Consider the following 11,608-nt stretch of genomic DNA (forward strand, 5'->3'; position numbering starts at 1 on the left):
GAAGGGTCTTCTGTGAGTAGCGCCATCGCGCTGATCGTCCTCGCGATCGTCCTCGTCCCTCTCGGTGGTGTCTTCGCCGCCGTCGATTCCGCGCTCAACACGATCTCGTCTGCGCGCATCGAGGAGATGGCGAAGGAGGATCGCCCCGGCGCCACCCGGGTGCTCCGCATCCTGTCGGATCGCCCCCGCTACGTGAATCTCATGGTGCTGCTGCGCATCCTGTGCGAGATCACGGCGACGGTGGTGCTCGTCGGTGGCCTGTCCGACCTCCTCGAACCCGTGTGGGCGCTCACGTTCACCGCCGTCATCATGGTGCTCGTCGACTACGTGGTGATCGGGGTCGGCCCGCGCACGCTCGGCCGCCAGCACGCGTACACGATCGCGTTGATCACGTCGCTTCCCCTGCAGGTCATCGGAACCCTGCTCGGCCCGATCAGCCGCCTGCTCATCCTGATCGGTAACGCGATCACCCCGGGTAAGGGATTCCGCAACGGCCCCTTCGCGTCCGAGATCGAATTGCGCGAACTCGTCGACATGGCGCAGGAACGCGGCGTCGTCGCCGACGAGGAACGCCGGATGATCCAGTCCGTGTTCGAACTCGGCGACACCTCTGCCCGCGAGGTGATGGTGCCGCGCACCGAGATGGTGTGGATCGAGAACGACAAGAGCGCGGGGCAGGCGACGTCGCTGGCCGTCCGCAGCGGACATTCGCGGATCCCCGTGATCGGGGAGAACGTCGACGACGTCCTCGGCGTGGTCTACCTCAAGGACCTCGTGCAGCAGACGTACCACTCCCGCGACGGTGGACGCAGTGTCCTCGTCGGCGACGTGATGCGGCCGGCCGTGTTCGTGCCCGATTCCAAACCCCTCGACAGCCTGCTCGCCGAGATGCAGCGCGACCGCAACCACATGGCCGTGCTGGTCGACGAATACGGCGGCATCGCAGGCCTGGTCACCATCGAGGACGTCATCGAGGAGATCGTCGGGGAGATCGCCGACGAATACGACCAGGACGAGACCCCGCCCGTCGAGGACCTCGGCGACGGCATGTACCGGGTGTCCGCGCGGCTGCCGATCGAGGATCTCGGTGAACTGTTCGGCATCGAGGTGGAGAACGACGAAGTCGAAACAGTCGGTGGGCTCATCGGATACGAACTCGGCAGGGTGCCGCTCCCGGGATCGGAGGTCGTCTCGCACGGTCTCGTCCTGCGCGGTGAGGGTTCGCCCGACGTGCGTGGGCGGGTGCGGATCAGCACGGTCTTCGTGCAACGCGCACCGATCGACGAGGACGACGACGTCAACGACCGTGAACGGGAGGGCGACGATGACTGAACTGGACGCCGAGGACGCGAAACTGATCGTGCTCGCGCGAGGAGCGTTCGGCCGCACCGGAAGTGGCCAGGGCGCCGCCGTCCGCGACCTCGACGGCCGCACCTACGCGGCCGGCGCGGTCGCGTTGACGGCGCTGTCGCTGACCGCGTTGCAGGCGGCCCTCGCGGCGGCGGTGTCGAGTGGTGCCGAGGGTTTCGAGGCGGCAGCCGTGATCGGCGGGAACCCGGACGACCCGGGCATCGCCGCGCTACACGAAGTCAGTGCGCAGGCGGCCGTCGTCTTCGCGCGAACCGATGGATCCGTGATCGAGGAGCAACATGAGTAAACCCGAATTCCGTTCCGGATTTGTCTGTTTCGTCGGACGGCCCAACACGGGCAAGTCCACGCTGACCAACGCGCTGGTGGGCAGCAAGATCGCGATCACGTCCTCGCGGCCGCAGACCACCCGGCACACCATCCGCGGCATCGTGCACCGCGACCACGCGCAGCTGATCCTCGTCGACACCCCGGGGCTGCACCGGCCGCGGACGCTCCTCGGCCAGCGCCTCAACGACCTCGTGCGCGACACCTACTCCGAGGTCGACGTCATCTGTCTGTGCATCCCGGCGGACGAGAAGATCGGCCCCGGCGACCGGTGGATCGTGCAGCAGGTCCGGCAGATCGCCCCGAAGACCACGCTCGTCGGCATCGTCACGAAGATCGACAAGGTCAGCAAGGACATGGTCGGGCAGCAGTTGCTGGCCGTCTCCAAGCTCCTCGGGCCGGAGACGGACGTCGTGCCGGTGTCCGCCGCGTCCGGCGAGCAGGTGGAGGTGCTGGTCGACGTCCTCGCGTCGAAGATGGAGGAGGGGCCGGCGTTCTACCCGGACGGCGAACTCACCGACGAACCCGAAGAGACGCTGATGGCCGAACTCATTCGCGAGGCCGCTCTCGAGGGGCTCGGCGACGAACTGCCGCACTCGCTGGCCGTGGTCATCGAGGAGATCATCCCCCGCGAGGGCCGCACCGAGAAGCAGGGCGAACTGCTCAACGTGCACGCGCTGCTGTACGTCGAGCGGCCGTCGCAGAAGGGCATCGTGATCGGCAAGGGCGGCGCCCGCCTCCGCGACGTGGGGACCAAGGCGCGGCTGCAGATCGAGAAACTGCTCGGCACGAAGATCTTCCTCGAACTGCACGTGAAGGTCGCCAAGGACTGGCAGCGCGACCCGAAACAGCTCGGCAGGCTGGGGTTCTAGGCGGCTCCGCCGCCCGTGCGTGGTCAGCGAGTCCAGGGACTCGTCAGCCGCTCACGGGGCCGGCGGCCCGGAGGAGCAGCAGCACCGACGCCGCGAAATCGTGCTCCCCGTCGCTGCCGGTGGCGAGCCTCCGCAACTGCAGGCCGGCGATGGTCGCCACGACCGTCGGGGCGACGGACGCCGCGTCGGGGACACCGAGGGCGGTGAGGATCGTCACCGTCAATTCGTCGTACGCGGCGAAACATTCGGCGGCGGCCTGACGGAGTTCGTGATCGCGGCCCGCCTGGATGTACAGCTCGAACGGGGCGATCCGCTCGGCGGAGAACGCCAGATCCTTCGCGACCTTCTCCGTCAGGGCGGCGACGTCCTCGAAGCTCAGCCCCTTGTCCCGGTACCCCTCCGCCAGCTCCGACAGCCGCTGCGTCTCCTCCGTCACGAACCCCGACAGCGCGGCGCGCAGCAGGTCCGTCTGCGTGGGGAAGTGGTACGTGATGGAGCCGAGCGACACCCCGGCCTGCGCCGCGATCCGCCGATTGGTCACGCCGGGAATGCCTTCCGTGCCGACTATGTGCAGCGCCGCCGCGAGGATCCGGTCACGGACGTCCGTCGACGCCACGGTCACCACCACTTCCCGGGACGTTCCAGATCCCACCGGAGCACCGACTCGAGTTGGGCCGCAACCGAAACCAGGAGCGGCTCGGCGTTGTCGTGCCCCATCAGCTGGGCGCCGATCGGCAGGTTTCCGGACGTGAACCCGGCCGGGACGTTCACGCTCGGCCAGCCCAGCACGTTCCACGGCCACGCGTACGGGCAGACCGCGGTGATCACCTTGTCCGTGGCCCACGAACCGATGCCCTCGATCCCCTCGACCCTCGGCGGGGGAGTGGCAGTGGTGGGGGCGAGGACGAGGTCGTACTCGTCGAAGATGGCGCCGACGCGTCGCCGCATCCTCGGCTCGGCCGCCCGGGCGGCGCGCAGCGGGGCCCCGCGCAACAGCCGCCCGGTCCGGGCGTTGCCCTTCGTGCGGGGATCGACGAGCGCCGGGTCGGGGACCTTCCGCATCCAGTCGTCGATGCCGACCATCGACCGGGGGAGGAAACCGAGCCCGAACATGATTCCGTAGTCGGGGTCGTCCACCACGACGCGGTGCCCGAGCCCGCGCAGCGCATCGGCGATCCGCGCGACGCCCCGACGCACCTCGGGGTGCAGTGTCGTGGGGGTGGCGGTGAAGGGGATCCGCAGCGACAGCGCAATGCGCAGCGGCCCGGGATCGCGGCCGACGGCGTCGCTGACGGTGACCGGTGGCGGGGTGTGAGTGTCGCCGTCGTGCGGTCCTGCCGCGACGTCGAGGAGCAGGGCGGCGTCGGCGACCGTCCGAGCCAGCGGTCCGTTGACGGTGAGACCGTAGAACGCCTCGGCGGCGGGCCAGGTGGAGATGCGGCCGCGTTGCGGTTTGATTCCGACGAGGTTGGTCCACGCGGCGGGGATGCGGATGGAACCGGCGCCGTCGGAGCCGATCGCGGCGGACACGAGGCCGGCGGACACGGCCGCCGCGGCGCCCCCGGACGACCCGCCCGGGGTGTGGTCGCCGTTCCACGGGTTGCGGGTGTGACCGAAGGCGGGTCCGCCGGTGAGCGGCCACTGCCCCAGTTCGGGGCTGTTGGTCTTGCCGACGACGACGGCACCGGCGGCGCGCAGTCGCCGCACCATCTCGGAGTCCCGCGCCGCGGGCGGGAAGTCGCCCGGGCAGCCGAACGCGGTGGGCTCCCCGGCCACGTCGACGTCGTCCTTGACGGCGATCGGGACACCGAGGAGCGGGAGGCGTTCACCGGCGGCGATCCGGCGGTCGGCTTCGGCGGCCTCGGCCAGTGCCTTGTTCCGGCGGACCACCTTGAACGCGTTGAGCGTCGGCTGGCTCGCGTCGATGCGGTCGAGTGCGGCGCGGGTGGCCGCGACCGACGTGGTGTCGCCGGAGACCAGGGCGTTCACCTGTTCGACGAGTCCCGGTGCCCGGTCGCCTTCCTCGTCGTGCCGCTGTTCACTGCCCAGTTGTCCCGTGCTCATCTCGCCCCTCCCCGTGACTGTTCGTTCGAACGAACAGTATCAGCGGAGGTGCGGGCGGACCACCTCTCCGATCACCCCGGCGGCGCCGCGCGCCTGAGATTCGGGCAGCCGGGCGTACCCGCAAACCAGTCCCCGGGGTCCGCCCGGCGTGGTGCGGTAGTCGGCGAGGCTCGGCACCGTCACCCCGTGGTCCTGCAGTTCCGCCGAGAGGGCGACGTCGTCGACCGAGCGCGGCAGTGTCAGGACGACATGGAGACCGGCGTCGATGCCGGCGACCCCGACGCCGTCCGTGCCGACCGCGGACAGTTGCTGATGCAGACCGGCGACGAACGCGCACCGGCGGGCCGCATACGTGCGGGACGCGCGGGCGAGGTGCCGCGACAACGCACCCGAGTCGATGAAATGCGCCAGCGCGAGGGCCGTGATCGCGCAGCAGGCCTCGCCGGTCGTGTCCAGCGCCCGGACGATCCCCGGCCGCAGCGCCGGTGGGGCGATCACCCACGCCACCCGGATCGCGGGAGTGAGGATCTTCGACGCGGTGCCCACGTAGGCCACGCAGTCGGGCCCGCGGTCGATGCTGCGCAGGGCGGGCAACGCCGAGACGTCGTAGCGGAACTCGCCGTCGTAGTCGTCCTCGATGATCAGCGTTCCCGACGCCGCGGCGTCGGCGACGAGCCGGGCCCTGCGGCCCACCGGCATCCGGGCCCCCATCGGGTACTGGTGGGCGGGCGTGCAATAGGCCGCCGCGTCGGTGCTGCGCAGCAGTGCGGGATCGAGGCCGTCGTCGTCCACGGGCACGCAGCGTGTCCGGGAGCCCAAGGACTCGAGGTCCCGGCGGGCCCGGGTGTAGCCGGGCTCCTCGAACACCACGTCGCGGCCGCTCAGCCCGGCCGCGGCGACGAGGGTCCGGAGCGCGGAGCCCACTCCCGGAACGATGACGAGTTCGTCGGGCCGTGCCGCGATGCCCCGGGTGCGGCGCAGATGCCCCGCGAGGGCGCGCCGCAATTCCGGGTGTCCGTCAGGGCCCGGAACGTCGGACGTCACCGGGGCGGCGGCGGCCGACCGCCATGCCCGGCGCCAGTCGGTGGTCGAGATCAGGCCGGGGTCGGGGTGGCCCGGGGTGAGGTCCCACCGCGCCTCCGGTGTCGCGGGCACGGCCTGCGACGCCCGCTCCGACCTGTGCGTGATCGCGTGCGAGGCGACGTGCGCGCGGGCCGCCACGTCGGCACCTGGCGCGATCCGGGTGCCGGAACCGGCGCGGGCGTTCGCGTATCCGGACGAGCAGAGTTCGTCGTACGCGTCGACCACCGACGCCCGCGCGACCGTCAGGTGGCCGGCGAGCGCCCGCGTGGAGGGCAGCGGGTCGCCGGGCCGCAGACGGCCGCCTCGGATCTCGTCGAGGATCGACTCCGCGATGCGGTGCCGAAGCGGTGCGTCGGTGTCGGGGAGCCGCAACGTCAGGTGCAGTTCGGGGCTGATCCGGGGCATGGACCCACAATACTGGTCTGCCGATATGTGCGATTGTGGATCTGGAGGCTGGTCCACATGGGGTTGAGGATGGTCTCGTGGACAAGATCAAGAGATACCCGGACCGTGCCCGAACCGAACGAGCGCAACTCGACGCCGTCCTCGACGCCGCGCCGATGGGCACCCTCGCCACCGTCGTCGACGGCCTGCCCTGGGCGGTGCCGATGCTCTACGCCCGCGACGGCGACAGGATCCTGCTGCACGGTTCCACCGGCGCCGGTGCGCTGCGGCAGGTGGCGGCAGGCGCGCCCGCGGTGCTGTGCGTCGCGATGCTCGACGGAATCGTCGTCGCGGACACGCTGTTCGACTCGTCGGCCAACTACCGATCCGCGGTGGTCCGCGGCAATCTCGTGACGCTGGACCAGGACGAATCCGCCGGCGCCCTGGACGCGCTGTCGGACGTGCTGATCCCCGGTCGCAGCAGGGAGGTCCGGGGACACCGGCGCAAGGAACTCGCCGCGACGCTGGCCCTCGCCCTCCCGATCACGCCGGGGCAGTGGACCGTCAAGGTGCGGGACGCGCCGCCGGGCGAACCCGCCGAGGCGAGCAGTGCGTGGGCCGGCGTCGTCCCCGTGCGATCGGTCGCCGGTGCGCCCGTCCCTGCGCCGTGGGTGGCGACCGGCACACCCGTGCCCGCGTCCGTGTCGCGGCTGACCCGGACCGCGTAAGGAAAGCGTCAAGAGCCGTGGTCGTCCCGTAAGCGCTTCGTCAGCGAGGCCTCTGTCGCCCGGATCCGGCGCGATGCTGGCATGACACCCCGCAACCGTGGGGTGTCATGCCTGCGCTGAACCGCAGGATCAGTACGAAGAGGGATCCTCACATGGCCGACGTGGCCTACGTTGCGCTCGTGCTCGGCGGGTTCGCCTGTTGCGCGCTCGTTCTCCGGGCCCTGCAGACCGGACGCGTGAAATGACCGCCGCCGGAACACTCGCTGTCGCCCTCGTCGCGATCGCGGCGGCGCTCGTCGTGTATCTGCTGGTCGCGCTCATCGACCCGGAGCGGTTCTGATGACGCCCGCCCTCGCGGCCGGCCTGCAGATCGCGTTCGTGATCGCGGTCCTCGCAGTGCTGTACGTGCCGGTGGGCGACTACATGGCCCGCGTGTACGAATCACGCAGGCACCTGCGGATCGAATCCGTGCTGTACCGCCTGTGCCGCATCAACCCCCACACGGAGCAGACCTGGTACGGCTACGCAGGCAGCGTGCTGGGCTTCTCGATGGCCGACGTGCTCTTCCTGTATGTCCTGCAACGCATTCAGGGCGTGCTGCCGCTGTCCGGCGACCTGTCCGGGGTCAGCCCCGCGGTCGCGTTCAACACGGCCGTGTCGTTCGTGACCAACACCAACTGGCAGTCCTACGCCCCCGAGACCACGATGGGCAACCTGACCCAGCCGGTCGGACTCGCCGTGCAGAACTTCGTGTCCGCGGCGGTCGGCATGGCCGTCGCGGTCGCGCTGATCCGCGGGTTCGTCCGCGTGGCCCGCGGCGGTGAGATCGGCAACTTCTGGGTGGACCTCACCCGCGGCAGTCTGCGGATCCTGCTGCCGTTCTCGTTTGTCATCGCGTTGATTCTGTTGAGCCAGGGCGTGATCCAGTCGTTCCACACGGGCTTCGAATCCACCGGCCTGGACGGCAGGGCCGTCACCAACGCGCTGGCGCCCGTCGCCTCGCAGGAGGCGATCAAGGAACTCGGCACCAACGGCGGCGGCATCCTCGCCGCCAACTCGGCACACCCGTTCGAGAACCCCACCCCGGTCAGCAACATCGTCGAGATCCTCGCGATCCTGCTGATCCCGGTGTCCCTCACCCGCACGTTCGGCACCATGGTCGGCGATCGCAAACAAGGTCTGACGCTGCTGGCCGTGATGGGCATCCTGTGGGGGTCACTGCTCGCCGTCACCCTCGCCGCCGAATCGGGACGACGCGGCGTCGCCGCCACCGCGGCAGGCGCGATGATGGAAGGCAAGGAAGTCCGCTTCGGCATTCCGGGCACCGCACTGTTCGCCGTGAGCACCACGGGAACGTCCACGGGCGCGGTGAATTCCGCCCACGACAGCCTGTCGCCGCTCGGTGGCGGGGCCGTGCTGCTGAACATGCTGCTCGGGGAGATCGCGCCCGGCGGTGTGGGCACCGGGCTCTACGGCATTCTCGTCCTCGCTCTGATCGCCGTCTTCGTCGGCGGACTCCTCGTCGGCCGCACACCCGAGTACCTCGGCAAGAAACTACGGCAACGGGAGATCACCCTCGCGGCACTGTCGGTGCTGGTGATGCCCGCGCTGGTCCTGATCGGAACGGGAATCACCGTGATCCTGTCCTCGACCACCGGTTACCAGGGCAACAGCGGCGACCCCGGCAGTCCCGGATCGATCCACGGATTCTCGGAGGTGCTGTATGCGTTCGCGTCGGCGTCGAACAACAACGGCAGCGCGTTCGGCGGGCTGACGGTCACGAGCGACTGGTTCCAGGCCGCGCTCGGGGTGTGCATGCTGTTCGGCCGGTTCCTGCCGATCCTCTTCGTCCTCGCGCTCGCCGGATCCCTGGCGTCGCAGAAGAAGACGGCCGCGGGCGCCGGCACCCTGCCGACGACGGGCCCGATGTTCACCGGGCTGCTCACCGGCACCGTCGTGCTCGTCGCGGCGTTGACATTCTTCCCGGCCCTCGCGCTGGGACCGATCGCGGAGGCTCTGCAGTGAGTGTGAACGTGACCAGTCGTCCGGCGACCGACCCGGCGACGACGCCGGACGGCGGCCACGCTCCGGCGCCCGTCAAGGCCGGGATCTTCAGCCCCGCCCAGCTGGTGACGGCGCTGCCGGGCGCGCTGCGCAAACTCGACCCGCGGCACCTCGCCCGCAACCCGGTGATGTTCGTGGTGTTCGCCGGTTCCGTCGTCACCACCGTCATGGCCGTCGCCGACCCGTCGTTGTTCTCCTGGGCGGTCACCGCCTGGCTGTGGTTCACCGTCCTGTTCGCGAATCTCGCCGAGTCGGTCGCGGAGGGGCGGGGCAAGGCGCAGGCGGCAAGCCTGCGGAAGGTGAAGCAGGACACGGTCGCCCACCGGGTCGCGGCGAGCGGCGCTCTGGAATCGGTGCCGGGCACCGACCTCGTCGTCGGTGACCGCGTGGTCGTCGTCGCCGGTGAGGTGATCCCGGGCGACGGCGACGTCGTCGAGGGCATCGCCACCGTGGACGAGTCGGCCATCACCGGCGAGTCCGCGCCCGTCGTCCGCGAATCCGGCGGCGACCGGTGCGCCGTCACCGGCGGCACGACCGTACTGTCCGACCGGATCGTCGTCCGCGTCACCGCGGCCCCCGGGCAGTCGTTCGTGGACCGGATGATCGCCCTCGTGGAGGGGGCGGCGCGGCAGAAGACGCCGAACGAGATCGCGCTGAACATCCTGCTGGCGTCGCTGACGATCATCTTCCTGCTGGCCGTCGTCGCGATCGGCCCGATGGGCCTGTACGCGGGGCAGGAGCAGGATCCGATCAAACTGATCGCGCTGCTGGTGTGCCTGATCCCCACCACGATCGGCGCCCTGCTGTCGGCCATCGGCATCGCCGGAATGGACCGGCTGGTGCAGCGCAACGTCCTGGCGATGTCGGGGCGGGCGGTGGAGGCCGCCGGCGACATCGACACCCTGCTGATGGACAAGACCGGCACCATCACGTTCGGCAACCGGCAGGCCACCGCCCTGCATCCCGCACCGGGAGTGTCCGCGCTCGAGCTGGCCACGGCGGCACGGCTGTCCAGCCTCGCGGACGGCACCCCCGAGGGCCGCAGCATCGTGGACCTGTGCGCCCGGGACTTCGGGCTGGATGTCGCGCCGTCGGAGGCGGAGAGAGCGGCGGAGTTCGTGCCGTTCACGGCGCAGACCCGGATGAGCGGGCTCGACATCGACGGCACCCGCATCCGCAAGGGCGCCAGCGACGCGGTGCTGACCTGGGTGCGGGCGCTCGGCGGTCACACGACGCCCGCGGTCACCGGCGCGGTGAACGAGATCGCGCAGGCAGGCGGAACACCCCTCGTGGTGGCCTCCGCTCACGCAGATGCGCCGACGGTGCTCGGCGTGATCGCACTGTCGGACGTGGTGAAACCGGGCATCGCCGAGCGGTTCGCGGAACTGCGGGCGATGGGAATCCGCACGGTGATGATCACCGGCGACAATCCGCTTACCGCCAAGGCGATCGCGGCGGAGGCCGGTGTCGACGACTTCATGGCGGAGGCGACACCCGAGGACAAACTCGCGCTGATCCGCAAGGAACAGGAGGGCGGACGGCTCGTCGCGATGACCGGGGACGGCACCAACGACGCCCCGGCCCTGGCCCAGGCGGACGTCGGGGTGGCGATGAACACCGGCACGTCCGCGGCGAAAGAAGCCGGGAACATGGTGGATCTCGATTCCGATCCCACCAAGCTCATCGAAGTGGTGGAGATCGGCAAGCAGCTGCTCATCACCCGCGGGGCGCTGACCACATTCTCGCTCGCCAACGACCTGGCCAAGTACTTCGCCATCCTCCCCGCGTTGTTCAGCGTCATCTATCCGCAGCTGGACACGCTGAACATCATGCGGCTGGCCACACCGGGATCGGCCATCCTCTCGGCGGTGATCTTCAACGCCGTCGTGATCGTGGCCCTGATCCCGTTGTCGCTGAAAGGTGTTCGCTACCGGCCGTCGTCGGCGTCGACACTGCTGGGCCGCAACCTGCTGATCTACGGCCTCGGCGGTGTGATCACACCGTTCGCCGGTATCTGGCTCATCGACCTCGTCGTCCGTCTCATTCCCGGAATTGGGTGAGTTTCCATGCGTTTTCTCCTCGGACTGCTCCGGCAGACCTGGGCCGGACTCCTGGTCCTGCTCGCACTCACCGCCGTTCTCGGCGTGCTCTATCCGGCCGCGGTGTGGGGGGTGAGCCGGATCGGCGCAGGCGCGGCCGAGGGTTCGCCGGTCCGCGACACCACCGGGTGCGTCGTCGGGAGCCGGTGGGTCGGTGTCGACCCGCAGGTGCCGGCGGGGGAGCCGGACCCGTTCTTCCACAACCGGGTCACCGGGTCGGTGGCCGAACAGGATCCGTTCGCACCGGGCGACCCCGCCACCGCGCTGCCCACCAACCAGGGACCGAGCAGCGAGATCCTGGCCGCGTTCGTCACCGAGCGCCGGAACGCGATCGCCACCCGCGAGGGCGTGCAGCCCGAGGCCGTTCCGGCGGACGTGGTCACCGGATCGGGTTCGGGCATCGACCCGCACATCAGCCCCGCGTACGCCGCGTTGCAGGTGCCGAGGGTCGCGCAGGTGAACGGCCTCCGTGAGAGCCGGGTCCGGCAGCTGGTCGACGAGAACACCGAGGGAAGGCAACTCGGGTTCCTCGGCGAGCAGCGGGTGAACGTCCTCGAGTTGAATCTCGCCCTCGGCCTGACCTCACCTCGGTGCACCGCCCCGACAGCTGGTGGATGAT

General features: G+C 70.1%; 11 protein-coding genes. 8 read left to right on the plus strand and 3 right to left on the minus strand.

Annotated elements, in window-relative coordinates; genetic code table 11:
- Nucleotides 1-12 precede the first annotated feature (12 nt).
- The 3 genes from CA951_RS25995 to era are packed head-to-tail and all read left to right on the plus strand — an operon-like array spanning nucleotide 13 to nucleotide 2,567.
- Nucleotides 13-1,332, plus strand: a complete 1,320-nt coding sequence (locus tag CA951_RS25995) for a hemolysin family protein (RefSeq protein ID WP_087559567.1) — start codon at nucleotides 13-15, stop codon at nucleotides 1,330-1,332.
- On the plus strand, nucleotides 1,325-1,657 hold the full coding sequence (locus CA951_RS26000) for a cytidine deaminase (protein ID WP_087559568.1): 333 nt from the start codon (nucleotides 1,325-1,327) through the stop codon (nucleotides 1,655-1,657). Before CA951_RS25995 ends, CA951_RS26000 begins: the two co-directional genes overlap by 8 nt.
- Nucleotides 1,650-2,567 carry a GTPase Era gene (gene era / locus CA951_RS26005; protein ID WP_087559569.1) on the plus strand — a complete coding sequence of 306 codons (918 nt, stop codon included), beginning with the start codon at nucleotides 1,650-1,652 and terminating at the stop codon, nucleotides 2,565-2,567. The genes CA951_RS26000 and era overlap by 8 nt, the downstream gene beginning before the upstream one ends.
- Before the next feature lie 43 nt (nucleotides 2,568-2,610).
- On the opposite strand, the gene CA951_RS26010 is transcribed toward era, so the two are convergent.
- Genes CA951_RS26010 through CA951_RS26020 form a run of 3 tightly spaced genes read right to left on the minus strand, consistent with a single transcriptional unit; the run spans nucleotide 2,611 to nucleotide 6,119 of the window.
- The gene (locus tag CA951_RS26010; RefSeq protein ID WP_087559620.1) at nucleotides 2,611-3,183 is read right to left on the minus strand and encodes a TetR/AcrR family transcriptional regulator; all 573 of its coding nucleotides are present in this window, start codon (nucleotides 3,181-3,183) and stop codon (nucleotides 2,611-2,613) included.
- A 2-nt stretch (nucleotides 3,184-3,185) separates the two neighbouring features.
- Nucleotides 3,186-4,631 carry an amidase gene (locus tag CA951_RS26015; protein ID WP_087559570.1) on the minus strand — a complete coding sequence of 482 codons (1,446 nt, stop codon included), beginning with the start codon at nucleotides 4,629-4,631 and terminating at the stop codon, nucleotides 3,186-3,188.
- A gap of 39 nt (nucleotides 4,632-4,670) precedes the next feature.
- Nucleotides 4,671-6,119, minus strand: coding sequence for a PLP-dependent aminotransferase family protein (locus CA951_RS26020; RefSeq protein ID WP_087559571.1), 1,449 nt, complete (start codon nucleotides 6,117-6,119; stop codon nucleotides 4,671-4,673).
- Between the two features lie 77 nt (nucleotides 6,120-6,196).
- Between CA951_RS26020 and CA951_RS26025 the strand changes: the two genes are divergently transcribed.
- From CA951_RS26025 to CA951_RS26045, 5 genes are all read left to right on the plus strand, one after another.
- Nucleotides 6,197-6,826, plus strand: a complete 630-nt coding sequence (locus CA951_RS26025) for a pyridoxamine 5'-phosphate oxidase family protein (RefSeq protein ID WP_087559572.1) — start codon at nucleotides 6,197-6,199, stop codon at nucleotides 6,824-6,826.
- 241 nt (nucleotides 6,827-7,067) lie between these two features.
- The gene (gene kdpF / locus CA951_RS26030; protein ID WP_087559573.1) at nucleotides 7,068-7,166 is read left to right on the plus strand and encodes a K(+)-transporting ATPase subunit F; all 99 of its coding nucleotides are present in this window, start codon (nucleotides 7,068-7,070) and stop codon (nucleotides 7,164-7,166) included.
- Nucleotides 7,166-8,851 carry a potassium-transporting ATPase subunit KdpA gene (gene kdpA / locus CA951_RS26035; protein ID WP_087559574.1) on the plus strand — a complete coding sequence of 562 codons (1,686 nt, stop codon included), beginning with the start codon at nucleotides 7,166-7,168 and terminating at the stop codon, nucleotides 8,849-8,851. Before kdpF ends, kdpA begins: the two co-directional genes overlap by 1 nt.
- Complete coding sequence (gene kdpB / locus CA951_RS26040) at nucleotides 8,848-10,950, plus strand: potassium-transporting ATPase subunit KdpB (RefSeq protein WP_087559575.1); 2,103 nt, start codon at nucleotides 8,848-8,850, stop codon at nucleotides 10,948-10,950. Before kdpA ends, kdpB begins: the two co-directional genes overlap by 4 nt.
- A 6-nt stretch (nucleotides 10,951-10,956) precedes the next feature.
- Nucleotides 10,957-11,607 (plus strand): potassium-transporting ATPase subunit C, encoded by a 651-nt coding sequence (locus CA951_RS26045; RefSeq protein WP_087559576.1) that lies wholly within the window; start codon nucleotides 10,957-10,959, stop codon nucleotides 11,605-11,607.
- The last annotated feature ends 1 nt before the right edge of the window (nucleotide 11,608 follow it).

This window comes from Rhodococcus sp. NCIMB 12038 (assembly GCF_002165735.1).
In the GTDB taxonomy this organism is placed as follows: domain Bacteria; phylum Actinomycetota; class Actinomycetes; order Mycobacteriales; family Mycobacteriaceae; genus Rhodococcus_F.